Source organism: Microbacterium sp. R86528 (genome assembly GCF_044596335.1).
In the GTDB taxonomy this organism is placed as follows: domain Bacteria; phylum Actinomycetota; class Actinomycetes; order Actinomycetales; family Microbacteriaceae; genus Microbacterium; species Microbacterium marmarense.
The window spans coordinates 1280265-1305384 of the sequence record NZ_CP138996.1 but is presented as its reverse complement, the minus strand read 5'-3'; the positions used below and the strand labels follow the sequence as shown (position 1 = coordinate 1305384).

Here is a 25120-nt window from a genome sequence, read left to right as displayed (position 1 = left end):
CGGCGGGATCGCGCAGCCGACGGCAACGCTCTACTCGGCGTCGAGCTGCTCTCGCAGGCGACGTGCGACCTCGGCCGTGGGCATCGTGCGCGGAAAGGTCGCGACGACGAGATCATCCGGCGCGCTGGCGTCTGTGTCGGCGACGCCAAATCGCAGCATGGCGTCGTCGAGTGCTCGGCGCAGCACCGACACCGGCACATGTTTGTCGCCGCGAAGAAGCTGGCGCAGCACGTGGTTGTGAATGGCAGTGACTAGCGCCGCGAACCCCACAGCGTCAAGGGGGTCGATTCCCGGCAGCGCATTGCGCAGATACTGATCGAACAGCCGTTCGTACCGCACTATCGTCACGATCTCGCGCTCACGAAGTGCCGGCACTTCTCGCACTACTGTGTAGCGACGCCGCGCGAGCTCGGGGTCGGCGGCGAAATGCTGGTAAACCCGCAGCGACGCTTCTCGCACCGCGACCCACGGGTTGTCGTGCTTGCCGGCAAGAAAAGCGCGCAACTGGTCGAGAACCACCTCGTGATCGGCGAAGATCACGTCGTCTTTGCCGCCGAACTGTCTGAAGAAGGTCGACCGAGAGACCCCAGCGGCCGCGGCGATCTGCTCGACCGAGGTCTGGTCGAAGCCTTGGGTTGCGAACAACTCCAGTGCCGCCGCGACAACGGGTGTGCGTGCGGCAGATGAAGTGGATGGTTCGCTCATGGCAGTTGAGCCTACCGATCGGGTGGCGAACCGCGGCGCAACACCCGTCGTCATGAGCACTTCCTCAGCGGTAGTAGGCTTGGGTGTCGGTTGAGATTTCTCTCGACATCAAGACGTTTTTGCGTCACCCACCACCACATCGCCCCCAGCGAAGGAATGCACTGTGGATCTGTACGAGTACCAGGCACGAGACCTTTTCGAGAAGTACGAGGTGCCGGTTCTCGCCGGTATCGTCGCGGATACGCCGGAGGAGGTGCGGGCAGCGGCCGAGAAGATCGGCGGAGTTGTCGTCGTCAAGGCGCAGGTCAAGGCCGGCGGCCGCGGCAAGGCCGGTGGCGTGAAGGTCGCCAAGACCCCCGATGAAGCCTATGAAGCCGCACAAGCGATCTTTGGCCTCGACATCAAGGGCCACGTCGTCAAGCGAGTAATGGTCGCTCAGGGCGCCCGCATCGCCAAGGAGTACTACTTCTCGGTGTTGCTTGATCGAGCGAACCGCTCTTACCTGTCGCTGTGCAGCGTCGAGGGCGGCGTTGAGATCGAAGTTCTCGCCGTCGAGCGTCCGGAGGCGCTTGCTCGCATCGAGGTGAACCCGAATGCGGGGATCGACAAGCAGAAGGCCGTCGAAATCGCCGAGGCCGCAGGCTTCGACACTGACCTCGTTGACAAGGTCAGCGACGTCTTCGTCAAGCTCTACAACGTCTACAAGGGCGAAGACGCCACGCTCGTCGAGGTCAACCCCCTCGTGCTGACCGAAGAGGGCGAAGTCATCGCACTCGACGGCAAGGTATCGATCGACGAGAACGCTGGCTTCCGGCACTCCGAGCACGAAGCCCTCGAAGACAAAGATGCTGCTGACCCCCTCGAGGCGAAGGCTAAGGCGAACGACCTCAACTACGTCAAGCTCGACGGCGAAGTCGGAGTTATCGGCAACGGAGCAGGCCTCGTGATGTCGACTCTCGACGTTGTCGCATATGCCGGCGAGAAGCACGGCGGCGTGAAGCCCGCCAACTTCCTCGACATCGGCGGCGGCGCATCGGCGGCAGTCATGGCTGCCGGTCTTGACGTCATTCTCGGCGACCCGCAGGTAAAGAGCGTTTTCGTCAACGTCTTCGGTGGCATCACCGCATGTGACGCTGTCGCCAACGGTATTGTCGGCGCCCTCGAGACGCTCGGCGACGCCGCATCGAAGCCCCTGGTTGTGCGCCTCGACGGCAACAAGGTTGAAGAGGGTCGCGCGATCCTCAGCAACGCCAACCACCCCCTCGTCACCCTGGCTTCGACCATGGATGAGGGTGCCGACAAGGCCGCCGAACTGGCCCACGCCTGATCGCCCGCGAGAAACAAGGACTGTAGAGAAATGTCGATCTTCCTCAACAAGGACTCCAAGGTCATCGTCCAGGGCATCACCGGCGGCGAAGGCACCAAGCACACGGCACTCATGCTGAAGGCGGGCACCAACGTCGTCGGCGGAGTGAACGCGCGCAAGGCAGGCACCACGGTGTCGCACATCGCAGCCGACGGCTCGAGCGTCGAACTTCCGGTGTTCGCCTCTGTCGCCGAGGCGATGGCGGCGACAGGTGCCGACGTATCGATCGCGTTCGTGCCCCCGGCCTTCACCAAAGACGCGATGGTCGAGGCTATTGACGCCGAGATCGGTCTGCTCGTGGTCATTACCGAAGGCGTTCCCGTCGGTGACACCGCTGAGGCATGGGCGTACGCGCAGAGCAAGGGCAACACGACCCGCATCATCGGGCCGAACTGCCCCGGCATCATCACCCCCGGTGAGTCGCTCGTAGGCATCACCCCGGCCAACATCGCCGGCACCGGCCCGATCGGCCTCGTGTCGAAGTCGGGCACCCTGACCTACCAGATGATGTACGAACTGCGCGAGATCGGCTTCTCGACCGCAATCGGCATCGGCGGCGATCCGGTTATCGGCACCACGCACATCGACGCACTCGCTGCGTTCGAGGCCGACCCCGACACCAAGGCCATCGTCATGATCGGTGAGATCGGTGGCGACGCCGAAGAGCGTGCCGCTGACTTCATCAAGGCGAACGTCACCAAGCCTGTCGTCGGCTACGTCGCTGGCTTCACCGCCCCCGAGGGCAAGACCATGGGCCACGCTGGCGCCATCGTGTCTGGCTCAGCGGGAACTGCGCAGGCGAAGAAAGAAGCGCTGGAAGCTGCGGGCGTCAAGGTCGGCAAGACGCCGTCTGAGACCGCCGACCTCATGCGCGAAATCATCGCGGGTCTCTAGCCGCAAACAGAAAGAGGGGTGGATGCGGCGGCATCCGCCCCTCTTTTCTGTTGAGGCAGCCGCTGCGACCCTCGTCGCAACTAACATGAAGACATGCCGCTGACCGGAGAATACAAGCCGTCCACATCTGAATGGGCTCGCACCCAGGCCGAGAAATTCGAAGCATCGGGTGGCACAGAAGCCAACACCATGCGTGGTGTGCCCATCATCGTTCTGACCACCGTCGGTGCCAAGAGCGGTGCACTGCGTAAGACCGCGCTGATGCGCGTTGAGCATGAGGGTCAGTACGCCGTGGTCGCCTCGATGGGCGGGGCGCCCAAAGAGCCGGCATGGGGCGGAAACATGCGCAAGCAACCGCATGTAGAACTGCAAGACGGCGCTGATCGCCGGGACTACACAGCGCGAGAGCTCGAGGGCGATGAGCGTTCGCTGTGGTGGCAGCGCGCTACTGCGGTCTGGCCTGACTACGACGAGTACCAGGCGAAGACGGATCGACAGATTGCTGTCTTCGTGCTCGAGCCGCGCGACGCGTAGTCGGTCTAGATGATCCCCATCGCGGATTCGATCGGGCCGCGGGCGAAGTAGACCACAAAACCGGCCGCCACGATCCATAGCAAGGGGTGCACGCGCTTGGCCTTGCCGGCGAAGGTCTGCAGGACCACCCCGGCGATGAACCCGGCGCCGATGCCGTTCGCAATCGAATAGGTGAATGGCATCACAGAAATCGTGAGAAAGACGGGAATGGTCACCGTCATGTCGGTGAGATCGACGTGACGAATCTGACTCATCATCATCGCCCCGACCAGCACGAGAGCTGCGGCCGCGATCTCTGAGGGCACCATGGCGGTCAACGGGGTGAAGAACATGGCAAGCAGGAAAAGCCCGCCCGTTACAAGACTGGCAAGCCCGGTACGTGCTCCTTCGCCGATTCCCGCTCCAGACTCGATGAACACGGTGTTCGAACTCGATGAGGTGGCGCCACCGGCGACGGCGCCGACTCCCTCGACGATGAGGGCTGCCCGCAGGCGGGGAAAGTTGCCCTTTGCGTCGGCGAGTTCGGCTTCGCGTGAGAGTCCGGTGAAAGTGCCCATCGCGTCGAAGAAGTTCGTGAACAGCAGGGTGAAGACGAGCATGACCGCCGCGAGCGCGCCGATACGGCTGAACGCCCCCACGATGTCGAACTGACCGATCAGGCTCAGGTCGGGCAGCGCGATCAACTGTGACGGCAGTTCGGGAACGGTGAGACCCCAGCCGCCGGGGTTGACGGCGCCGTCGGCACCGAACTTGGGCCCGATGTTCCAGATTGCTTCGACAATCACCGACAACACGGTGCCGGTAGCGAGACCGATTAGCAGCGCTCCTCGCACCTTGAGGGCAAGGAGTACCCCGGATAGCAGGAGAGTCACAATGAACAACAGGGTGGGGACGGTCGCGACCGACCCGTCGATCCCCAGTCCGACCGGGGGAGAGGCCACGCCGGTTGATGTCACAAAGCCCGCATCGACGAACCCGATGAAGGCGATGAACAGGCCAATGCCCACGGTGATGGCTGTCTTCAGCTGCATGGGCACCGCGTTGAAGATCAGGGTTCGAAGGCCGGTAGCCGCGAGGAGCACAATCAGCAGTCCGTTGACGACAACCAGGCCCATGGCCTCGGGCCACGTCACTTGCCCGACGACCGACACCGCCAGAAACGAGTTGATGCCGAGCCCCGCAGCGAACGCGAAGGGCAGCCGAGCGACCAGGCTGAACAGAATGGTCATTGCTCCGGCAGTGAACGCGGTGACTGCGGCCACCTGGGTGAATTCAAGGCTGTTGCCGTCGACGTCGGGGCTGCCCGAGAGAATTATCGGGTTGAGCACGACGATGTACGCCATCGCGACGAAGGTGACCAGCCCGCCGCGCATCTCGTTTGAGACGCGCGAGCCACGTGCACTGATCTCAAAGAATCGATCCAGACCACCCTTTGCAGGTGTGGCTTCTTCGACGGGGACGGGCGACGCGGTGTTGCTCATTGTGTGGACCTCCGAAGATGACCATAGCGGCAGAGGTAGGGTCGTTGAGGCATGAATCGACTGATCGTCCTCCTCCTCGCCGCCGTTGATGCCACCATCGCGGTGGCCGTTGGCATTGCGGCGATACTGGCACCGCTCACGGTGCTGTGGGTCGTGGCCCTACCGGGTGCCGACTGGGCAGCGCTTTGGCCTGCGACCGCGTCGATCTGGCAGTTCGCGATGCTGGCACCGCTCAGCATCCAACTGCCTGCTGAGTACTTGACTGCCACCGGCATCGATGCTGCAGCAGCCTCGTTCACCCTGTCGCTCGCACCGCTCGCCTTTGCCGCCTTCGTTGTGGTCTTCGCTGTCCGCTCGGGAGTGCGCGCATCGAACGCAGAAGCGTGGATCACCGGTGTCAGCAGTGGCAGCGTTGCCGTTGCCGCGCTCGCCAGCGTGATCGCACTGACGTCGGTGAATGACACTGCCGGTGTCGAGGTATGGCAGGCAGTGCTGTTTCCTACGCTGCTGTTCGCGCTGCCCGCTGTTGCTGGCGCGATCGCGACAGAGTGGCGCGACGCCGGCAACGGTGCGATTGCATCAGTGCGCGAATCGTGTGCGCGCAGCGGCGAAGAGTGGGCGCAGGTTCCCGGCCTGATCGTGCGCGGCACCGCGGTCGTTATCGTGGGTTTGGTCGGCGCCGGAGCGGTGCTGACCGCTGTCGCACTGACTCTTCGAGCGGGCGAGATCGTCGCCCTTTACCAGTCAAGCAACGTCGACGCTCTGGGCGCAGTCATGCTGACTCTCGCGCAGTTCGCGTATCTGCCGACGCTGATCGTCTGGGCGATCGCCTTCATCGCGGGTCCCGGCATCACCCTCGGCGTGGGCTTTGTCGTCGCGCCAGCGGGAGTGACGTCGGGAATCGTGCCCGGGGTCCCGCTCTTCGGGGTGCTGCCCGACGAGGTCTCGGGCTGGCTGCTGCTACTGGCTCTGATCCCGGTCGGGTTCGGTGTCTTTGCCGGATGGCTCGCGCGGTCTCGGCTGGTCGTGGCGCACGACAGCTTCAATCATGCGGGGGAACCTTCGCGTGAGCAGATGGGCCCGCGGTTGGCGATCGCTGGCGGTATTGCGGTGCTGTCGGCGGCTAGCTGCGCAGCACTGGCGGCGGCGGCGTCGGGATCATTCGGGCCGGGCGCTCTGGCTCAGCTTGGTCCCGAAGTCGGGCCCGTTGCCCTTGCGATCGGACTGGAGGTCGCGCTGGGTGTGAGCATTCTGCTGTTGTCACCTCGCCGCGAAGCCACCGATGACCTGCCCTGGAATGAAGCGCAACTCACCGCGCCGCTAGACTGAAGCCGTGCTCACGGTCGCCGTTCTTATCTCGGGCACAGGGTCGAACCTTCGCGCCCTGCTCGATGAAGCCGCCGACCCCGATTTTCCCGCAAGAGTGGTTGCTGTCGGCGCCGACCGCGAGGCGCCAGGTTTCGCACATGCCGAGGCGTACGGCATTCCGACGTTCTTCGTACCGTGGGTGCAGTTTGACTCACGCGAAGCGTGGGGAAGAGAGCTCGGTGAGCAGCTCAAGGTCTGGCAGCCTGATCTTGTTGTGCTGAGCGGGCTCATGCGCTTGCTGCCGTCTTCGTTGGTGGATGAATGGTCGCCACGCATCATCAACACCCACCCGGCATACCTTCCCGAGTTTCCCGGTGCCCACGGCGTGCGCGATGCCTTGGCAGCGGAAGTATCGCAGACCGGAGCCAGCGTGATCGTCGTTGACAACGGCGTCGATTCGGGACCGATTCTCGCGCAGGAACGTGTTCCCGTTCTTCGTGGCGATGATGAGCACGCGCTGCACGAACGCATCAAGCCTGTTGAGCGCCGACTGCTGATTGATGTTGTTCGTCGTGTGGCCACCGGTGACCTAGATCTCGCCACCGCTTCGACCAACCACTCCTGATTTCCACTCGTCAACCCTGAGGAGACCTATATGGCCGGCCCGAGCCACGACCCAGCCCTTTACCGCCACCGTGATGCCGTGCGTATCTCTCGCGCACTGGTCTCGGTCAGTGACAAGACGAACCTTCTTCCCCTCGCAAAGGCGCTCGCTGAGGCGGGGGTAGAGATCGTCTCGACCGGCTCGACCGCCGCGACCATTCGCGAGGCTGGCTACGACGTGACCGACGTCGCGAGTGTCACGGGCTTTCCCGAGTCGCTGGGCGGAAGGGTGAAGACACTGCACCCGGCTGTGCACGCGGGGCTGCTGGCAGACCTGCGCCTCGAAGACCATGAAGCGCAGCTGAACGAGCTGGGCATCGCGCCGTTCGAGCTGGTGGTCGTCAATCTGTACCCGTTCGTTGAGACCGTGCGCTCGGGCGCGCAGGGCGACGACGTTGTTGAGCAGATTGACATCGGCGGGCCCGCGATGGTGCGTGCCTCGGCCAAGAACTTCGCGAACGTGGCCATCGTGGTCTCGCCCGAGTCGTACCCCGCGATCATCGAGGCAGTGTCGGCGGGCGGCACCACGCTCACGCAGCGCCGCGACCTTGCTGCGCGTGCTTTCTCGCACACGGCCGAATACGACAGTGCCGTTTCAACGTGGTTCGCCGAAGAGACGCTCGAAGGCGAAGGTCTTCCCCAGCACCTCACCATCAAGGCCGAACGGCTCGAGACCCTTCGCTACGGCGAAAACTCTCACCAGCGCGCCGCGATCTACTCGCGCGTGGGTGGCCACGGCATCGCCCAGGCCACGCAGTTGCAGGGCAAGAGCATGTCGTACAACAACTACGTCGATGCAGATGCCGCCCTTCGCGCCGCATTCGACATGGTCAAGCCCGCCGTCGCGATCATCAAGCACGCGAACCCCTGTGGCATCGCGGTATCGGCCCCGAACGCTCTCGACCCGATCGCCAGCGCGCACCTTCGCGCCCACGAGTGCGACCCGGTATCGGCTTTCGGCGGCGTCATCGCGGCGAACCGAACGGTGACGTTGAAAATGGCAGAGAATCTGCGTGACATCTTCACCGAGGTGATTGTTGCGCCAGACTTCGCGCCTGAAGCACTCGAGGTGTTCAAGCTCAAAAAGAACCTGCGCGTGTTGCAGCTGCCCACGGACTGGCAGCAGGAGCGCATGGATGTGCGCCTGGTTTCTGGTGGCCTGCTGCTGCAAGACGCAGACCGCTTTCCCGACGACATCGAATCGGTTGCCAAAGACTGGGAGCTCGTCTCGGGCGAACGGCCATCCGAAGAAGACATGACCAACCTCATCTTCGCGTGGAAGTCGTGCCGTGCGGTCAAGTCGAACGCCATCGTGCTCGCCCACGGTTCGGCCACCGTCGGAATCGGCATGGGTCAGGTGAATCGTGTCGACTCGTGTCGCCTGGCCGTCGAGCGAGCGGGTGAGCGTGCGGCGGGCTCGGTTGCAGCATCCGACGCTTTCTTCCCCTTCGCCGATGGCCCCCAGGTGCTTATCGACGCCGGCATCAAGACGATCATTCAGCCGGGCGGATCTGTTCGTGATGCAGAGGTAGTGGATGCCGCGAAGGCGGCCGGTGTGACGATGTTCTTCACCGGAGAGCGTCACTTCTTCCACTGATCCATCACGGCGCGGTTGCGCGGCCGCGCGCCAGACTCGCGCAACCGCAATGTCCGATTTCCGCGAGTGCACGCGGCGTGCTCGTGTCAGGCTAGACACGTGAGCATCCCGAGCATGACGTTTGATGAGCGGTACCGCGCGATTGACGCGCGCGATACTCGCTTCGACGGGCAGTTCGTCACGGCGGTGAGTTCGACCGGCATCTACTGCCGCCCGAGTTGCCCGGCGCGCACGCCGAAGCCGTCAAACGTGTCGTTCTATCCCACCAGCGCGGCGGCCCATGAGGCCGGATATCGGGCTTGCAAGCGCTGCCTCCCCGAAGCAGCGCCGGGCTCGCCACAGTGGAATCTGCGAGGCGATACTGCCGGGCGTGCGATGCGGCTCATCGCGGACGGGGTGGTGGAGCGTGAGGGGGTGCCCGGTCTCGCAAACCGCCTCGGCTATTCGTCACGCCACCTCACCCGGCTGCTGACGACAGAGCTCGGCGCCGGCCCGCTTGCTCTTGCCCGCGCGCACCGCGCTCACACGGCCCGGTTGCTGCTGGTCGGCACTGATCTGCCTACCGCTGACGTTGCGTTTTCTGCGGGATTTGCGAGCGTGCGGCAGTTCAACGACACCGTGCGTGAGGTGTTCGGCATGACGCCCAGCGAGTTGCGCGCTCGGCGCTCGCGTCGGCAGACTGCCGCACAAGAGATGGCGCCCGGCACCATTGATCTTGCGCTGGCACACCGGGGACCGCTCGATTCAAGCGGAATCTTCGCGTGGATGTCGGCGCGCGCGGTGCGTGGCGTTGAGACATCAACGGCCACTTCCTTCTCACGCACGCTGCGGCTTGCGTCAGGGCCCGCGTGGTTTGAGATTCGCGTCGATTCAGAGCAGCGAGTGCGCCTGCGCGCGAGAGTCACGCAGCTCAAGGATCTGCCGGTGATCGTCACGCGCGCCCGTCGCCTGTGCGACCTGGATGCTGACCCGATCGCGATTGATGCCGCATTGGCGCAGCATCCCGAACTCACTACCGCGGTCTCGCGAGTGCCCGGCATTCGTGTTCCGGGAGCGGCGGATCCGCACGAGATGCTGATCCGGGCGATGATCGGACAACAGATCACGGTGGCTGCCGCAACCACCGCGTTGACAGCACTCACCTACGCGTTGGGAGAACGCATCGATGACGGGTTTGGGAACACTCGGCTGTTTCCCACGATGGCGGCGATCGCCGAACACGGGCACGAGGTGCTGCGCGGGCCGGCGGCCCGGATTCGTGCCGTTACCGGGGCGGCGGCCGCACTCGCCGATGGCACGCTCACGCTCACCACGGGTGATGACGGCGCTGACCAGCGCGCAGCGTTGCTCGCGATGCCGGGCATCGGACCGTGGACAGCCGACTACGTGCGCATGCGCGTATTGGGCGATCCCGATGTGACGCTACCCGGAGACGTTGCTGTTCGAGCGGGCGCTGCCGCGTGTGGCATTCCTGCCGAGCCAAAGCCGTTCGAGGCCTGGGCTGCGCGAACGGCGCCCTGGCGCAGCTATCTGACCGCGCATCTCTGGCGCAACGCCCCGCTGCGTCCCACACGCAAAAAGCCGAACCTTCAACCGCAATTGATCAAGGAGTCCGCATGACTACCGCAACCCGGCAGACGATCGACACTCCAGATGGACCGTTCACGATCATCGCGGATGCTGACGCGGCGGTCATCGCTTCGGGCTGGACCGCTGACGTCGAAGCTCTTCTCGCGCGGCTCGCGCCATCGGCTCGACCAACGGAGCTGGTCGAGGGAGAAACGGATGCTGCATCGGCCGTCGCCGCGTACTACGGCGGTGACCTCACTGCCATCGAATCGGTTGCGGTGTCGCAGACCGGCACCGATATGCAGCGCGCTGGCTGGGCGGCGCTTCGCGAGATCACCCCGGGGCAGCCGTTGACCTATGCGGAGTTCGCCGCCGCGCTCGGCAGCCCGAGCGCGGTGCGAGCGGCAGCATCCATCTGTGCCAAGAATGCTCCCGCCTTGTTTGTGCCCTGTCACCGTGTGCTTCGCACCGGGGGAGCGCTCGGCGGGTTCGCGTGGGGTGTGCAGGTCAAGCAGGCCCTTCTCGATCGTGAAAGCGGCCGCTCGCTGGTCGGCTAGGGGCGACCGTATGCCTCGAGCCAGCGCAGCCAGACTTCGCTGATCGTCGGATATGCGGGCACCGCGTGCCACAGGCGAGAGATGGGAACCTCGCCCACGATGGCGACCGTTGCGGAGTGCAGCAACTCGGCGACGTCGGCACCGACGAACGTTGCGCCGATGATCACGCCGCGGTCTTCGTCAACGATCGCTCGCGCCATCCCCTCGTAGTTGTCGGAGTACGTGCTGGCGCCGGCCACCCACGCCAGGTTGTAGTCGAGAACACGAATGCTGCGCCCGGCCTTTCGCGCGGCGGCTTCGGTCAGGCCGACCGAAGCGACTTCAGGATCGCTGAAGGTCACCTGGGGAACGTGGGAGTGATCTGCTGTTGCGACATGAGCGCCCCACGGTTGATCGTCTACCGATTCGCCCTGCGCTCTCGCTGCGATGACATCTCCTGCAGCCCTCGCCTGGTACTTGCCCTGGTGGGTGAGCAGTGCTCGGTGGTTCACATCGCCGACGGCATAGAGCCAATCGGTGCCGTGAACCAGCATTGTGTCGTCGACGCTCAACCAGTCGCCAGCGGTGAGGCCGATGTTCTCCAAACCGAGGTCGCCAGTGCGAGGAGTGCGGCCAGTTGCGACGAGAACCTGCTCTGCGCTCACCGCGCTGCCATCAGAAAGCGTCAGCGTCGCGGAATCGCCCTCGCGCACGGCGGCGGTAGCAGAGACGCCTGCGCGAACGGTGACGCCCATTTTCTTGAGGGACGCTTCAACCATCTCGCCTGCAAACGGTTCCATGCCGCCGAGCAGTTCAGATCGAACGATCATCGTAACCGCGGTCCCGAGGCTGGCGTAGGCGGTTGCCATCTCAACCGCGACCACTCCGCCGCCGATCACCGCCAGCGAGTTCGGAATCTGCTGAGCGCTCGTCGCCTCGCGGCTCGTCCACGGCTCGATCTCTTTCAACCCCGGAACATCGGGCAACAGCGCCGCTGATCCGGTAGAAACCGCGACGGCGTATCGCGCGACCAGAGCGGTGACGGTGCCGTCGTCGGCAGTCACCCGCACGCGCTTTTCGCCAGTGAATTCAGCGTGTCCGCGTACGAGATCGATGCCCGCGCCGTCGAGCCACTTCACTTGCGAAGAGTCGTCCCACTCGTGGGTCATCGCGTCGCGTCGCCGCAACACACCTGCCGCATCGAGGGCTCCGGTGACGGCCTGTTTCGCGCCGTCGAGGTCGCTCACCGCGCGCAGGGCTGCCGCGCTTCGCAGCAGTGCCTTCGACGGCATGCACGCCCAGTACGAGCACTCACCGCCGACAAGTTCCGCTTCAACGATCACGGTTCGCAACCCGCGCTCCACCGCGCGTCCCGCGACGTTCTCGCCCACCGCGCCTGCTCCGATAACGATGAGGTCGTACTCGAGTTCACCCATCTCTTCACCGTATGCCCACAGCGCACTGTCGTGGCGAAAAATCAGACCTTGCTTTCGTGGAGCTCTCGGGCCTACTCTGGAGGGCTGTCGCGTTCGCGCGCAGCCCCGTCCACGCCCACCCTCAGGAGGATGTCATGAACCAGGTCGCTATTTTCGCGAAGACCGCAGCCATCCTCGGTGCGCCCGGACTGCTGACGCCGCGTCGTCGTCGGTAGCTCACCCCTCGATCCGGCACTCACCGCCCGGCGCTCACCGCCGGTCAACTGAGCGTTCTTCTCTCGCAACGTCCGTTGCGCCATCGCGCTCTGGCCGAAACTCGGTCAGCACGCATCGCATTCGTCATCTCAGCTCCCACAAGGATCATGGCTACCACCCCAGAAACACCCCGGCCCCACCTCTCAACTGCGAGGGCACTGGGCAGGCTCCTGCCCTTCGCCCGACCTGTGCTGCCACGCCTCGCGCTTGGTGCGCTCAGCGCGTTGGCAGCCAGCCTGCTCGCGCTGACCATTCCTCTCGTTCTCGAAGTGATCGTGGGCGGCCCCATCGCTTCGGGCAACCTCACCGCAATCGCGTGGGGCGCTGCAGCGGTGCTGGCTCTCGGCCTCGCCGAAGCGCTGATGGTGTGGTTGCGCCGCTGGTTCGTCTTGGGGCCGGCGACAATGGTCGAATACGAGATACGCCACACGTTCTACCAGCGCCTGCAGCGGTTGCCCGTCGCGTTCCACGACCGGTGGCAGTCAGGCCAGCTGCTCAGCCGCATGATGCAAGACATCAGCATGCTGCGTCGATGGATGGCGTTCGGGCTCGTCTTGCTCGTCGTGAACGTGCTGACCATCGCCGTCGGCACGCTGCTGCTCTTTCGCTGGCACTGGCTGCTCGGCACCATCTTCCTCATCACGTCTGCACCGCTGTGGTACACGGGCTACCGATTCGAGAAGAAGTACGGCACGCTCGCCCGCCAGAGTCAGGACCAAGCGGGCGACCTTGCGACTTCGGTCGAAGAGAGTGTGCACGGAATTCGGGTGCTCAAGGCGTTCGGCCGCGGTTCGCATGCACTGCAGAAGTTCGCCGCACAGGCCGAGACCCTGCGCGAGACCGAGATCAACAAGGCGCGCGCGGTGGGTTCCATCTGGTTCTGGCTGGTGCTGCTGCCTGACATCGCCTTCGCGCTGTGCCTCGGCGCAGGCGTGTATCTGGTCGCGCTCGACCAGCTGGGCGTCGACGAGCTGATCGCGTTCTTCGCGATGGCGACCGTGCTGCGGTGGCCCATGGAGTCCATCGGCTTCTTGTTCTCGTTTCTCCTAGACGCGCGCACCGCGACCGATCGCATCTTCGAGGTGTTCGACGAAGAGAACACCATCGAAGACCCCGCAGAGCCTCAGACGATCGCATCGCCGCGCGGCGAGCTCGTGTTCGAGGGCGCGCGCTTTCGGTATCAGGATGCTGCTGCCCACGAGCGCGATCTGCTCGACGGCATCGATCTGGCATTGCGACCGGGTGAGACCATGGCGCTGGTGGGTCTTACCGGAAGCGGCAAGACCACGCTCACCACGTTGCCCACGCGACTGTATGACGTGACGGGTGGGCGTGTGACGCTCGACGGCGTTGACGTGCGCGACCTCACGCTGAAAGAGCTGCGCACCCACATCGGAATGGCGTTCGAAGACGCGACGCTGTTCTCGCAGACCGTGCGTGAGAACGTGCTGCTGGGTCGAGAAGACCTGGTGCCCGGCAGCGACGACGCAGAGGCTGTGCTGCGCGAAGCGCTCGGCGTCGCGCAGGCGACGTTCGTCGACGACCTGCCGAACGGCGTCGACACGGTCATCGGCGAAGAGGGCATGAGCTTGTCGGGCGGGCAGCGACAGCGGCTCGCGCTCGCGCGTGCCGTCGCGGCACGCCCCGCAGTGCTGGTGCTCGACGACCCGCTGTCGGCGCTCGATGTCGACACCGAGGCCCTCGTCGAAGATGCGCTGCGAGAGGTGCTCAAAGACACGACCGCGCTGGTGGTCGCTCACCGTCCGTCCACGGTTACGCTGGCCGATCGAGTCGCCCTGCTCGAAGCCGGGCGCGTCACGGCGATCGGGCCGCACAGCGAACTGCTGCGCACGAATGCGCACTACCGGCACGTGATCTCGAGTCTCGAAGACGACGAAACCCGCATGCGGGAGAGGGAGGTGAACCTGTGAGCACCACGGTCACCGGAACCAGCGGCGAAGACCGCTCCGACTACACGCGCGAAGAGAGCAAAGCGATCCGCAGACGCTCGCTGCGGCTACTCGGGTCGCTTCTCGGCCCCGTCAAGGCGCAGCTGTGGCTCGCCGGCATCGTGCTGGTCGTCTCGACCGCATTGCGTGTCGCTGGCCCCGCTCTGATCGCCTACGGCATCAACACCGCGCTACCCGCGGCGGTCGACCGCATGGACTGGCTGCCCACCATCGGTGTGGTGGCGGTGTACCTATTCACCGCCCTCGGCGGCGCCGGCCTCATCGGCTGGTATGTCGTCGTCACCGCCCGGCTGACGCAGGCGATCATGCTCGATCTGCGCAAGCGCATCTTCTTGCACACGCAGCGGCTCAGCCTCGAGTTTCACGAGTCATACACGTCGGGTCGCATCATCTCGCGACAGACGAGCGACCTCGACACGATCCGCGAGTTGCTCGACGGCGGTCTCAACGAGCTGGTCTCCGGGGTGCTCTACGGCCTGTTCACCCTGATCGCACTGCTGCTGATCGACCCGCAGTCGGGGCTCATTCTGCTGGCCATGGGCATTCCACTGTTCTTCTTGATGCGCTGGTTCTATCTTCGCTCGCAGGCTGTGTATCGCGAGTCGCGCGTTGTCAGTGCTCAGGTGATCGTCAAGTTCGTCGAGACGATGACAGGCATCCGTGCGGTCAAGGCATTCCGCAAGGAAGAGCGCAACGACGGTGAGTTCGGCACGCTGTCGCTGCGATACCGCGACGTCAACATCCGCTCGATCCGTCTGTTCGGCACGTTCGAGCCGGGTCTCATGGCCATCGCATCAATCACGCTGGCCATCATCGTCTTCTGGGGTGGTGTTCGCGTCGTCGAGGGGACGCTTCTGCTGGGAACCCTGCTGTCGGCCGTGCTGTACGTGCGCAACTTCTTCGCTCCGCTGCAAGAGGTGGCCTTCTTCTTGAACAGCTACCAATCGGCCACGGCTGCTCTCGAGAAGGTGTCGGGCGTCCTCGAAGAGGAACCGACCGTTCCCGACCCTGGCGAACCGGTCAACCTGTGGACCGCACGCGGCAACGTTCGGTTCGACGACGTGCTGTTCGGCTACTCAGAAGACCGGGTGATCCTGCCGGACTTCTCGCTCGACATCCCGGCAGGGCAGACGATTGCGCTGGTCGGCACGACCGGGGCCGGTAAATCGACGCTCGCCAAATTGGTCTCGCGCTTCTACGACCCCACGCGCGGCGCCGTGTCACTCGACGGTGTAGATCTGCGCGCGATGCACCCGAAGGATCTGCGACGTGCGATCGTGATGGTGACGCAAGAGGCTTACCTGTTCAGTGGCACGGTCGCCGACAACATCGCCCTCGGAAAGCCCGATGCCACGCTCGACGAGATCAAGCGCGCAGCCCGTGCGGTAGGCGCCGAATCGTTCATCGAAGCGTTGCCTGACGGCTATGCCACTGACGTGAACAAGCGCGGCGGCCGCGTCTCTGCGGGCCAGCGCCAGCTGATCTCGTTCGCGAGGGCCTTCCTCGCCGACCCAGCGGTGTTGATTCTCGACGAGGCAACGGCATCACTCGACATGCCAAGCGAGCGGCTGATTCAAGACGCATTGCAGACGCTCCTGGCTGACCGCACGGCGATCATCATCGCCCACCGGCTTTCGACCGTCGCGATCGCCGACCGTGTGCTCGTGATGGAGCACGGTCGCATCATCGAGGATGACACTCCGGCGGCATTGATCGCGGGTGAGGGAAAATTCGCCCAGCTACACGCTGCGTGGCAAGACACACTGGTCTAGACGGAGGGCGACGAGGTCTCGGTGGGGGAGGGGAATCCGAGACCCCGCCGCCGGTCTGAGTGCGCCGAGTCCGTTAGAGGCGAATCTCTGCGATGACCTCACCGTACTCGGTCTCGCCCACGGGCGTGAAGCCCACGCGCTCGAAGAACGCGGCGGGGCCACCCTCGCCGGCTTCGTAGATCACATAGACGCATTCCATGCCGCGACTGCGCGCTTCGTCGAGCAGTGACGAAACCGCAAAGCTGCCCACACCCTGGCGCTGATCGTCTGCGTCGACGTTGATGCGCCACAGCACCGAGCGGAAGTGCTTCTCGGGCTCTTCTTCATCGAAGTTCGCGCTGACGAATCCGACGACCTCGTCGCCGGAGAGCACTACGCGTTGCCATGTCGATTGAGGATTGACCACCGTGGCAGCGATGCCATAGCTGACCGGTGCGAGGAACTGCTCCTGCCCCGGCTTGAGGGACAGGTTGTTGACCGCGACGATAGTGGAGGCGGACAGCTCGACCAGACGAAGTTCTGACATATCTACACGGTACCCGTGATCGTCAAGTTGCGGCAGAGAAAACGTCTGGGGTTAACACGAACTTCACGTGCAGAGATATCTTGACGTCGAGATACTTTGCGCTCTGCGATAGGCTGGATGCTGACTTGTGAACGGAGAGCCACGCATGAACGACTCGACCATTATCTACACCCACACCGACGAGGCGCCAGCATTAGCTACCGCCTCGTTTTTGCCGATTATCGAGGCCTTCGCGGGGCAGGCGGGCGTTGCTGTCGAAACGCGTGACATCTCGCTAGCCGGTCGTATTCTGGCGGCGTTTCCGCAGCGCCTTTCGCCCGAGCAGCAGGTAGGAGATTCGCTCGCTGAACTGGGTGGCCTCGCCACCGTGCCCGAGGCGAACATCATCAAGCTGCCCAACATCTCAGCATCCATCCCGCAGCTCAAGGCGACGATCGCCGAACTGCAGGCGCAGGGCTTTGACGTTCCGAATTACCCCGACGAGGCAACCTCGATCGAAGACAAAGATGTGCGTGCTCGTTACGACCGCATCAAGGGATCGGCCGTGAACCCGGTTCTGCGCGAGGGAAACAGCGACCGTCGTGCGCCGCTGTCGGTCAAGAACTACGCACGCAAGCACCCGCACCGCAACAAGGCATTCTCTGAGGGATCAAAGACACGCGTCGCGACGATGCGCGCCGGTGATTTCAAGAGCAATGAGAAGTCGTGGATTGCCGCACACGATGACGTTCTGACCATTCAGCATGTCGACGCTGATGGCACGGTGACGGTGCTGAAGAACGACCTCAAGGTGCTGCCGCGCGAGATCATCGACGCGACGTTCCTCTCGGCCGATGCGCTCGACGCATTCCTGGCCGAAACGCTTGAGCTCGCACAGCGTGACGACGTGCTTTACTCCGTACACCTCAAGGCGACGATGATGAAGGTCAGCGACCCGATCATCTTCGGCCACGTGGTGAAGGCGTACTTCGCCGACGTCTTCGAGCAGTACGGCGACGCGATCGCCGCGGCGGGCCTCACCCCCAACAACGGACTCGGATCGATTCTGTCAGGGTTGTCCGCTGTCGAGAACGGCGACGCGATTTCGAAGGCGTTCATCGAAGGTCTCGCGAGCGGTCCCCGTCTTTCGTACGTCAACTCTGACAAGGGAACGACGAACCTGCACGTGCCCTCTGACGTGATTGTCGACGCATCGATGCCTGCCCTGGTGCGCAACGGCGGCAAGATGTGGGGCGTCGACGGCGGCGAAGACGACACCCTCGCGGTCATTCCTGACTCTTCATATGCGGGTGTCTATCAAGCTGTCATCGAAGACGTGATCGCCCACGGCCCGCTCGATCCCGCCACCATCGGCACTGTTCCCAACGTGGGGCTGATGGCACAGGCTGCCGAGGAGTACGGCAGCCACGACAAGACGTTCGAAATTGCGAGCCCCGGAGTCGTTCAGGTTCTCGATGGCGACGGTGTCGTCATTCTTGAGCATGACGTCTCGACGGGCGACATCTGGCGTGCGACGCAGACCAAGCACATTCCCGTGATGGACTGGGTGAAGCTCGCCGTCACCCGTGCTCATGCGACGGGAGTGCCCGCGGTGTTCTGGCTCGATGTCAACCGCGCACACGACGCGCAGCTGATCGCCAAGGTTCACCAAGGCATTGCGCTGCTAGACACCGACGGCATCGAGATCAAGATTCTCGCTCCCGCCGAAGCGACGCTCTACACGCTCGATCGCCTGCGCAAGGGCGAAGACACCATCTCGGTGACCGGAAACGTGCTGCGTGACTACCTCACCGACCTGTTCCCGATTCTTGAGGTCGGCACCAGCGCCAAGATGCTCTCGATCGTTCCGTTGCTTGCTGGCGGCGGTCTCTTCGAGACGGGCGCGGGCGGCTCGGCGCCCAAGCACGTGCAGCAGCTGGTCGAGCAGAACTACCTGCGGTGGGACTCGCTCGGCGAGTTCTTCGCGTTGGCCGCTTCGCTCGAGCACCTCGCCACATTCACCGACAACAGTCGCGCCAAAGTTCTCGCCGACACGCTCGACGCCGCGACGGGCACGTTCCTTGAGAACGACAAGTCGCCGGGTCGAGCGCTGGGAACCATCGACAACCGCGGCAGCCACTTCTACCTCGCCCTCTACTGGGCGCAAGAACTGGCTGCACAGACCGACGATGCCGACCTGGCCGCTGCCTTCGCGCCGGTTGCCGAGACGCTGGCCGCTGATGAAGACAAGATCGTGGCCGAACTTATCGCCGTGCAGGGCTCGCCCGCCGAGATCGGCGGCTACTACCGCCCCAACAGCGATCTCGTGACTGCCGTGATGCGCCCTTCGGCGACGTTCAATTCGGTGATTGACGCCCTCGCGTAGACCTTGCGATAGCAAAGGCGGTGTGGATGCAGCAGCATCCACACCGCCTTTCTTTATCAGCTACTCGTGTGCGACTGCCACCCAGGCGCGACCCGGGCCGGTGACGCTGACGGTGTCGACGTCACCCGAGACGAAGGCGGCATCGCCGCGACCGATAGTGGTTGTCGATCCAGATGGATCGGTTACGGTGATCTCGTCGCTGTCGGCGAGAATGATCGACGGGCCCTCGAGAGCGACCTCTGCGCTGGTGCCGCTCGGCGAGACAAGCGCGAGCGAGAACGGTGCAGGGGGCGAATAGAGCGTCACGGGGCCGGTCTCAACCGGCACGAGCAGATCTGCCGGGGCCTGTTCGAATGAGAGCAGACTCCGCAGCTCCGCGGTGTCGATGTGCTTAGGTGTGAGGCCACCGCGCACGACGTTGTCGCTCGCGGTCATCAGCTCGATGCCGAGTCCTGAAAGATACGCGTGCAGCAGCCCCGCCGGCGCATAGAGTCCCTCGCCGCGCTTCAGGCACACACGGTTCATCAGCATCGCGACGACGATGCCGGGGTCGCCGGCATAGTGCGTGCTGATCTCGCGTGCCGTTGCGAAGGTGTCGGCTATGGGGGAGTCAGCGGCAGTCGGAGCGGATGCGAGTTGAGTGACGGCAGCGACGCACGCGCCGACCTCGGTGGATCCGGCAAGCAGCCAATCCAGGGCGACGGCGATGTTGGTCGGGTCGCTGAGCAGGTCAAGCAGCGGAGCAAGAGCAGGCTCGGTCGCCGCACTCAGGGCGTCGACGATCTGCGCAACCTCGGCTGCTGGTCGGAATCCGCAGAGCGCGTCGAACCGTTCGCTGACGGCCACGATGATTTCGGGCTTCGGGTAGGGATCCTTGTAATTGCGGGCAGGATCAGATAGCGCGATGCCCTGCTCTTGTTCACGGGCGAACCCTGCTTTGGCTTGTTCGGGGGTCGGGTGCACCTGCAACGACAGCGGACTGGCTGCTGCGAGCACTTTGAGCAGAATCGGCAGATCGCGGCGCTCTGCGCTGAGTGCATCGCCAAGCAAGCTGGGGGTGGAATCAATCCACTCCGCGAGCGTTTCGTAAGCATCTTGGGCGGGAGGAACCGTGGCGGTTGCCTGGGTGGGGGAGCCGGGGTGTGTGCCGAACCACAGTTCCGCTTCTGGATCGCCGCTGGGGGTGGTGCCTCGAAACTCGGCGATTGCCTCGAGAGATCCCCAGGCATAGTTGCGGGGCGCGTTCGTCAGCTGGATGTACATCGGATCCTGTTCTACCCGGCGAACGGGTGTCAAACGTTGCCGTGCGAGCACCAGGTTCAGTGCTTAGGCGTGTACCCACACCTCGGTGCCGGTCGGTGCCCAATCGTATACATACTTGGCCACGTCGACAGGCATGTTCACGCAGCCATGGCTCATGGGAGTGCCGAAGTTGTTGTGCCAGTAGGTTCCGTGAAAGCCCTGGTCTCCGTTGAAATACATGACCCACGGAACGTCTTCGGTGCAGTACTCGGCGCCGTCGAAGCAACCCATATCTTGAATGGGCACGTGAGCGAAGATGCGGTAGCTGCCCGTGTGCGTGACCGTTTCACCCGGAAGCCCAGACGAGATCGGCCACGAGTTGACAACACTGTCGTTCTCGAAAAGGTAGGTCGTCTGCGCGCCGAGATCAACTTCGATGCGACGCTCGGTGGCAGCTGTGGTGAAGTCCGTCGTTTCGACAGGGAGCTCGTACACCGCTTCGCCCGCGGCAAGCTGCGCGGCGAAGGCTGCTGCGATGCCAGAGGTGTCGCCCAGCTCGCGTCCGCTCACTCCAGCAGTGATTTCACGCAAGACGCCACCGCCAGAATCGGTGATGACCACCGCGTTGACGGCGTCACGGTTGATCTGTTCGGGAAGTGTGTCGACGATGGCTTGGATCGCCTCGGCGTTTGCGCTGATGTCGAAGCCGCCGGGAACGGGGGCAACAGTCAGCAGCTCTGCGGTGTCAGCCCGGCTGAATGGCACGACGCGCTCATCGCCGATGTAGAAACCCGCGCGCGATAGGACCGCGTTGAGAGACTCTGCCGTTGCCTCGGCCACCTCAGTCGTGGTCTCTGCGCTCACGGGCGCCGCGCTGATCTCAATCTCGGCGCTTTCCTCGCCAGCGAGGAAAGCCTCCTCAAGCGCAGCGACTACAGCGGCAGGGCCCACACCGGTGCCGTCAACGGCGGGGGTAGCTACGTAGGCCTTTGAATCAGCGTCATATGCGATCGTCGCGTTGGTCGGGTCTGCATAGAGTCCGGGGAGCGCCGCACGCAAGGTCGATGACGCGGCAGCCTCGTCGACGACGATGGTGGCGTCTGCCGATTCCGAGAACCAGGCGGTGACATTCCACAGTGGGTTTTCGGCATATGCCTGATCGGCAAGAGCGCGAGCGTCGACCGATGCGCCGAGATCGGCTCCGGTGACAACCGCATCTGCGCCCTCGCCGGTGAGAATGACGGTGGTGTCGCTCAATTGCTGTTGAATCGCGTCTGCAGCGGCGCCCACGGTGAGAAAACCGACGGGTACGCCCGCCACGGCGGTGCCGGGAGCGATCAGCACGAGAGAGGTTGCGACAAGTGAGACGGCGGCCGCCGCGGCGCCCACGCCGATCCACAGCCCTGCACGGCGCTTCTTCTTGGGCTCCGCGGGAGCCCATTCGTAGACCGGAGTATCTTCGCTTGCGGGCGCGTCGGAATTCTCACCCGGCGAGGTCTCATCAGAACCTGGTTTGGTTGCGAGATCCGTCACGTGGCACCCCCGTACAGTCAGCGACGTTTGTACCTATGGTAAGGGACGCATGCGTGTGAATGTCCCGTGCAACGTCTGGGAACAAGCAAGTGTATGAAATGGCCTCCGATCAGGGAGTGCAGAGAGCTTGAAACTCTGCGATCGTGGCCTGATAGTCACCGCCGAGCTGGTCAAGCTCTTCGAGGCTCTCGGTGTCGCCGTTCAGAATGTCGTTCATCGACTCGCCGATTTGACGGAAGAGCGTCTCAAGCGAAGGCACGAGCGCTGCCACCTCGTCGTTGGTCACGGCGGGGGTGAGTTCGGCAAGCTGATCGGCGGCGGCCTGCATCGCGTCAGCAACAGCGCTCGGGTCATCTTCGCTCGCGACATCGAAGTCGTCAGTGGCCGAGGTGATGGTGTCTTGAACCAGAGCGCAGGCGTCGTCTGTGGACTGGCCTTCGTCGCCCTGAGCGTCGACCCAGTCGCTCGTCGAACCGTTCGAATTGGTGGATGCTGCCGAGTCAGCTTCTTCGGGTGTTGCGGTGCACGCCGTGGCGCCGAACACGAGGCTTGTGGCTACCGCCAGCACTGCGAAGCGCCGGGCGAGGGAGAGCGTACGCATGCGTCCACCCTACGATCTGTCGAGCTCGCGCGGAATGTAACAGTTTTGTAAATACGCCACACAAAATCGAGATGAGGGTTGCGGTAGTTTTGTTCGTAAGGTTCACTAACAAACATGTCAACCGAAGCGCATGGCAATTCCACTCTGGATTCGCCGCAGCACCCGCTCAGCGCACGTTCTCGCGCTTTCGTTCCCGGTCGCGCACTGCGCCAAGGAGCGAAGGTGCTGCCAGAGCACGCACGCGGGCACAACCGTTCGCTGCTTCTGCAGACCTTGTTTCATCAGGGAGCAATGAGCCGAGCCGATCTCTCACGTGAGACGGGCCTGACTCGCGTCACCATCTCAGATCTCATCGCCGAATTGATTTCCGACGGGTTTGTCGCCGAAATCGGCATGCGCGAGGCATCCGGCCCGGGCAAACCAGCGATGCTGGTTGATCTTGACCGTGCGGGCCATCGCATCGTCGGCATCGACCTGTCTGGAAGCGACGTGATCATCGGCGCGGTGCTCACGCTTGACGGTGACGTCGTCGTTCGCAGCGAGGTTGCCCTGCCATCCGCCGAGGCCGTTGTCGACACTGTGATCGAACTCGCTCGTTCGCTTGTCGCTGATTCACACGCTCCCGTGCTCGGCGTAGGTGTAGGCGCGCCGGGTGTCGTCGACGGCCGCGGCGTAGTCCTCGCCGCCCCCAACTTCGGCTGGGTGGGATTCGACCTCGAGGGCTCGCTTCAAGAAGCTCTCGGGCTTTCCGTTCTCGTTGCCAACGATGCGAATGCCGCAGTGCTCGCCGAGTACACCTTCGGCGGATCGGGTGCCGACGTGCTGTTGGTGAAAGTCGGTCGCGGTGTGGGCTCCGGCCTGCTCTCAGGCGGGCAGCCCATGCGCGGCGCACACTTCGCTGCGGGCGAGATCGGCCACGTCACTGTCGGCACCGATGGTGGGCCGGCCTGCGTGTGCGGCAAGATCGGCTGCCTCGAAGCGTGGCTATCAGTGCCCGCCCTCACGGCGCGACTAGACGCAGCGGGCACCGACGCCGAACGTGAGGGCGTGCTGCGTGATGCGGGGGAGAGGCTCGGTATTGCTCTGGCTCCTGTTGTCGGGGCGCTCGACGTATCAGAGATCGTTCTCTCTGGTCCCCCTGAACTTCTTGACGGTCCGCTTGCGGAACAAGCCGTCGAGACCCTCCGCGCACGAACTCTCGCCCAGTTCCATGACGGGGTGCGTGTGCGGATGACGGAGCAGGGCCAGGACATCGTCCTGCGCGGTGCTGCCGTCATGGTCCTGTCTGGACAACTCGGGGTGTCATAGCACGAGGCCCCAAAATCCCCCCCCCGGATGGGTCACCCGACCCTCCCGGAATCCACCAAGGAAACGAAGGAACACACCCATGAACAAGAAGCTCGGAGCCATTGCGCTCGTAGGCGCTTCGGCCGTCGTTCTCGCCGGTTGCTCCGGCGGCACCGCTGCCGCCCCTGAAGAGCCGTCCACTGGCGAAGTGACGGTTTGGCTGGTCGGCACCGACACGCCTCAGACTGCTCGTGACTACCTGGTCGACACGTTCGCCGAAGAAAACGATGGCTGGACCATCAACATCGAAGAAAAGACGTGGGCAGACGTTTCTGACACGTACACCGCAGCGCTGTCGTCGAATGACGCACCGGATGTCGTCGAGGTCGGCAACACCCAGGCGCTCGGATTCGCAGACGCTGGTCTGTTCGCAGACCTGAGCGACATCGAGGGTGAACTCGGAGACATGGTGCAGGGGCTGGTTGACGCTGGCACCTACGACGGCTCGCTGTACGCAGCGCCCTACTATGCCGGCGGACGCATCGTCTTCTACACGCCTCAGATCGTAGGTGACACGCTGCCTGCCACGCTCGATGAGTACGTTGCACAGGGCACCGCCATCACCACAGACACCGTCTCGGGCATCTTCGCGCCGGGCAAAGACTGGTACAACGCGCTTCCCTACGTCTGGGCGAACGGCGGCGAGATTGCTGTTCAAGACGGTGATGTCTGGGACGCACAGTTCTCGAGCCCCGAGAGCATCACGGGCCTCGAAATGCTGCAGGACGTCTACGAGAACGCATCCGTTGCGCCGGTTGACGGCAACGAGCGTCTCGGAAACATCGCGTTCTGTGCGGGTGAGGTCGGATTCCTCTCGAGCCCCGCGTGGGCAGAGGGCAACCTCACCGGCGCATGGCCGTGGGGTGACGAGGCTGCTGGTGAAGAGGTTTCCGAAGGTTGCCCCGACACCTACGCATCTGACCTTTCTGCATTCGCGCTCCCGGGCATGACCGCTGGTGAAACCGCTCCGATCTTCGCGGGCGGATCAAACCTCGGTGTCGCGTACAAGAGCGATTCGCCTGAAAAGGCGAAGGCCGCTCTGGCCATCATGCTGTCGGACGGCTACCAGGAGCTCCTGGCTGCGCAGGGGCTCGTTCCCGGACTGCTCTCGGCTGCTTCGGCGCTGCCTGACACCGCTTCAGCGAAGGCGCAGGGTGAGGCTCTTGCAAACTCGAAGGGCACGCCGGCAAGCCCCCAGTGGTCTGAGGTTGAAGCAGCGCAGCTCATCCCCGACGCGCTCGTGAAGATCGCACAGGGTGGCGATGTCGCGGCTATTGCGGCCGAGCTCGACACCGCTATCGAGGCAATCCTCAACGACTAGTCACGTCTCGTGACACGGGGCCCCGGCTTACGGGCCGGAGCCCCGTGTCAGGACCGATCCCTCGGTCAGGAGCAGAAGCGCGATCACGCGAAAGCTGAG

The 25120-nt window shown here is 64.0% G+C and carries 20 protein-coding genes; 13 read left to right on the top strand and 7 right to left on the bottom strand.

Annotated elements, in window-relative coordinates:
- Positions 1-30: 30 nt before the first annotated feature.
- The gene (locus SJY18_RS06250) at positions 31-705 is read right to left on the bottom strand and encodes a TetR family transcriptional regulator (RefSeq protein ID WP_396668743.1); all 675 of its coding nucleotides are present in this window, start codon (positions 703-705) and stop codon (positions 31-33) included.
- Between the two features lie 163 nt (positions 706-868).
- Here SJY18_RS06250 and sucC point away from each other — a divergent pair, with 163 nt between their 5' ends.
- The 3 genes from sucC to SJY18_RS06235 all read left to right on the top strand — a co-directional run bounded on the left by sucC (position 869) and on the right by SJY18_RS06235 (position 3499).
- The gene (gene sucC, locus SJY18_RS06245; protein ID WP_396668742.1) at positions 869-2032 is read left to right on the top strand and encodes an ADP-forming succinate--CoA ligase subunit beta; all 1164 of its coding nucleotides are present in this window, start codon (positions 869-871) and stop codon (positions 2030-2032) included.
- A gap of 30 nt (positions 2033-2062) precedes the next feature.
- A complete protein-coding gene (gene sucD / locus SJY18_RS06240) occupies positions 2063-2965 on the top strand; it encodes a succinate--CoA ligase subunit alpha (RefSeq protein ID WP_337338574.1) in 903 nt (300 codons plus the stop codon).
- 93 nt (positions 2966-3058) lie between these two features.
- Positions 3059-3499 (top strand): nitroreductase family deazaflavin-dependent oxidoreductase, encoded by a 441-nt coding sequence (locus SJY18_RS06235; protein WP_337338575.1) that lies wholly within the window; start codon positions 3059-3061, stop codon positions 3497-3499.
- Positions 3500-3504: 5 nt separating this feature from the next.
- Here SJY18_RS06235 and SJY18_RS06230 read toward each other — a convergent pair whose 3' ends face one another.
- Positions 3505-4980, bottom strand: a complete 1476-nt coding sequence (locus tag SJY18_RS06230) for an NCS2 family permease (protein WP_396668741.1) — start codon at positions 4978-4980, stop codon at positions 3505-3507.
- Positions 4981-5031: 51 nt separating this feature from the next.
- On the opposite strand from SJY18_RS06230, the gene SJY18_RS06225 reads away from it, so the two are divergent.
- The 5 genes from SJY18_RS06225 (at position 5032) to SJY18_RS06205 (ending at position 10674) form a co-directional block, all read left to right on the top strand.
- Positions 5032-6309, top strand: coding sequence for a DUF6350 family protein (locus SJY18_RS06225; RefSeq protein ID WP_396668740.1), 1278 nt, complete (start codon positions 5032-5034; stop codon positions 6307-6309).
- A 4-nt stretch (positions 6310-6313) separates the two neighbouring features.
- A complete protein-coding gene (gene purN / locus SJY18_RS06220) occupies positions 6314-6913 on the top strand; it encodes a phosphoribosylglycinamide formyltransferase (RefSeq protein ID WP_337338578.1) in 600 nt (199 codons plus the stop codon).
- Positions 6914-6943: 30 nt separating this feature from the next.
- On the top strand, positions 6944-8548 hold the full coding sequence (gene purH, locus SJY18_RS06215) for a bifunctional phosphoribosylaminoimidazolecarboxamide formyltransferase/IMP cyclohydrolase (protein WP_396668739.1): 1605 nt from the start codon (positions 6944-6946) through the stop codon (positions 8546-8548).
- 114 nt (positions 8549-8662) lie between these two features.
- Complete coding sequence (locus SJY18_RS06210) at positions 8663-10168, top strand: DNA-3-methyladenine glycosylase 2 family protein (RefSeq protein WP_396668889.1); 1506 nt, start codon at positions 8663-8665, stop codon at positions 10166-10168.
- Complete coding sequence (locus SJY18_RS06205) at positions 10165-10674, top strand: methylated-DNA--[protein]-cysteine S-methyltransferase (protein WP_396668738.1); 510 nt, start codon at positions 10165-10167, stop codon at positions 10672-10674. Before SJY18_RS06210 ends, SJY18_RS06205 begins: the two co-directional genes overlap by 4 nt.
- Here the strand turns inward: SJY18_RS06205 and SJY18_RS06200 are convergent.
- On the bottom strand, positions 10671-12089 hold the full coding sequence (locus tag SJY18_RS06200) for a dihydrolipoyl dehydrogenase family protein (protein WP_396668737.1): 1419 nt from the start codon (positions 12087-12089) through the stop codon (positions 10671-10673). The two genes, SJY18_RS06205 and SJY18_RS06200, sit on opposite strands and share 4 nt — an antisense overlap.
- Positions 12090-12451: 362 nt before the next feature.
- Between SJY18_RS06200 and SJY18_RS06195 the strand changes: the two genes are divergently transcribed.
- Both SJY18_RS06195 and SJY18_RS06190 read left to right on the top strand, forming a co-directional pair.
- Complete coding sequence (locus SJY18_RS06195; RefSeq protein ID WP_396668736.1) at positions 12452-14275, top strand: ABC transporter ATP-binding protein; 1824 nt, start codon at positions 12452-12454, stop codon at positions 14273-14275.
- Positions 14272-16086: an ABC transporter ATP-binding protein gene (locus SJY18_RS06190; RefSeq protein ID WP_396668735.1), complete on the top strand. Its 1815-nt coding sequence runs from the start codon at positions 14272-14274 to the stop codon at positions 16084-16086. The genes SJY18_RS06195 and SJY18_RS06190 overlap by 4 nt, the downstream gene beginning before the upstream one ends.
- Before the next feature lie 73 nt (positions 16087-16159).
- On the opposite strand, the gene SJY18_RS06185 is transcribed toward SJY18_RS06190, so the two are convergent.
- On the bottom strand, positions 16160-16612 hold the full coding sequence (locus SJY18_RS06185; RefSeq protein ID WP_337338584.1) for a GNAT family N-acetyltransferase: 453 nt from the start codon (positions 16610-16612) through the stop codon (positions 16160-16162).
- 145 nt (positions 16613-16757) lie between these two features.
- Here SJY18_RS06185 and SJY18_RS06180 point away from each other — a divergent pair, with 145 nt between their 5' ends.
- Positions 16758-18977: an NADP-dependent isocitrate dehydrogenase gene (locus tag SJY18_RS06180; RefSeq protein WP_396668734.1), complete on the top strand. Its 2220-nt coding sequence runs from the start codon at positions 16758-16760 to the stop codon at positions 18975-18977.
- 60 nt (positions 18978-19037) lie between these two features.
- On the opposite strand, the gene manA is transcribed toward SJY18_RS06180, so the two are convergent.
- The 3 genes from manA to SJY18_RS06165 form a co-directional block, all read right to left on the bottom strand.
- On the bottom strand, positions 19038-20240 hold the full coding sequence (gene manA / locus SJY18_RS06175) for a mannose-6-phosphate isomerase, class I (protein ID WP_396668733.1): 1203 nt from the start codon (positions 20238-20240) through the stop codon (positions 19038-19040).
- Between the two features lie 63 nt (positions 20241-20303).
- Positions 20304-21752 carry a L,D-transpeptidase family protein gene (locus tag SJY18_RS06170; protein WP_337338587.1) on the bottom strand — a complete coding sequence of 483 codons (1449 nt, stop codon included), beginning with the start codon at positions 21750-21752 and terminating at the stop codon, positions 20304-20306.
- A 109-nt stretch (positions 21753-21861) separates the two neighbouring features.
- The gene (locus SJY18_RS06165) at positions 21862-22353 is read right to left on the bottom strand and encodes a hypothetical protein (protein WP_396668732.1); all 492 of its coding nucleotides are present in this window, start codon (positions 22351-22353) and stop codon (positions 21862-21864) included.
- A 114-nt stretch (positions 22354-22467) separates the two neighbouring features.
- Here SJY18_RS06165 and SJY18_RS06160 point away from each other — a divergent pair, with 114 nt between their 5' ends.
- Both SJY18_RS06160 and SJY18_RS06155 read left to right on the top strand, forming a co-directional pair.
- On the top strand, positions 22468-23661 hold the full coding sequence (locus tag SJY18_RS06160) for an ROK family transcriptional regulator (protein ID WP_337338589.1): 1194 nt from the start codon (positions 22468-22470) through the stop codon (positions 23659-23661).
- A 79-nt stretch (positions 23662-23740) separates the two neighbouring features.
- The gene (locus SJY18_RS06155) at positions 23741-25021 is read left to right on the top strand and encodes an extracellular solute-binding protein (RefSeq protein WP_337338590.1); all 1281 of its coding nucleotides are present in this window, start codon (positions 23741-23743) and stop codon (positions 25019-25021) included.
- Positions 25022-25120 lie beyond the last annotated feature (99 nt).

What these genes read in the sequence shown, in the direction of transcription:
- SJY18_RS06250 (WP_396668743.1), bottom strand. Translation starts at nt 705, where the DNA reads ATGAGCGAACCATCCACTTCATCTGCCGCACGCACACCCGTTGTCGCG.
- sucD (WP_337338574.1), top strand. Translation starts at nt 2,063, where the DNA reads ATGTCGATCTTCCTCAACAAGGACTCCAAGGTCATCGTCCAGGGCATC.
- SJY18_RS06235 (WP_337338575.1), top strand. Translation starts at nt 3,059, where the DNA reads ATGCCGCTGACCGGAGAATACAAGCCGTCCACATCTGAATGGGCTCGC.
- SJY18_RS06230 (WP_396668741.1), bottom strand. Translation starts at nt 4,980, where the DNA reads ATGAGCAACACCGCGTCGCCCGTCCCCGTCGAAGAAGCCACACCTGCA.
- SJY18_RS06225 (WP_396668740.1), top strand. Translation starts at nt 5,032, where the DNA reads ATGAATCGACTGATCGTCCTCCTCCTCGCCGCCGTTGATGCCACCATC.
- purH (WP_396668739.1), top strand. Translation starts at nt 6,944, where the DNA reads ATGGCCGGCCCGAGCCACGACCCAGCCCTTTACCGCCACCGTGATGCC.
- SJY18_RS06210 (WP_396668889.1), top strand. Translation starts at nt 8,663, where the DNA reads ATGACGTTTGATGAGCGGTACCGCGCGATTGACGCGCGCGATACTCGC.
- SJY18_RS06205 (WP_396668738.1), top strand. Translation starts at nt 10,165, where the DNA reads ATGACTACCGCAACCCGGCAGACGATCGACACTCCAGATGGACCGTTC.
- SJY18_RS06200 (WP_396668737.1), bottom strand. Translation starts at nt 12,089, where the DNA reads ATGGGTGAACTCGAGTACGACCTCATCGTTATCGGAGCAGGCGCGGTG.
- SJY18_RS06195 (WP_396668736.1), top strand. Translation starts at nt 12,452, where the DNA reads ATGGCTACCACCCCAGAAACACCCCGGCCCCACCTCTCAACTGCGAGG.
- SJY18_RS06185 (WP_337338584.1), bottom strand. Translation starts at nt 16,612, where the DNA reads ATGTCAGAACTTCGTCTGGTCGAGCTGTCCGCCTCCACTATCGTCGCG.
- SJY18_RS06180 (WP_396668734.1), top strand. Translation starts at nt 16,758, where the DNA reads ATGAACGACTCGACCATTATCTACACCCACACCGACGAGGCGCCAGCA.
- manA (WP_396668733.1), bottom strand. Translation starts at nt 20,240, where the DNA reads ATGTACATCCAGCTGACGAACGCGCCCCGCAACTATGCCTGGGGATCT.
- SJY18_RS06165 (WP_396668732.1), bottom strand. Translation starts at nt 22,353, where the DNA reads ATGCGTACGCTCTCCCTCGCCCGGCGCTTCGCAGTGCTGGCGGTAGCC.
- SJY18_RS06160 (WP_337338589.1), top strand. Translation starts at nt 22,468, where the DNA reads ATGTCAACCGAAGCGCATGGCAATTCCACTCTGGATTCGCCGCAGCAC.
- SJY18_RS06155 (WP_337338590.1), top strand. Translation starts at nt 23,741, where the DNA reads ATGAACAAGAAGCTCGGAGCCATTGCGCTCGTAGGCGCTTCGGCCGTC.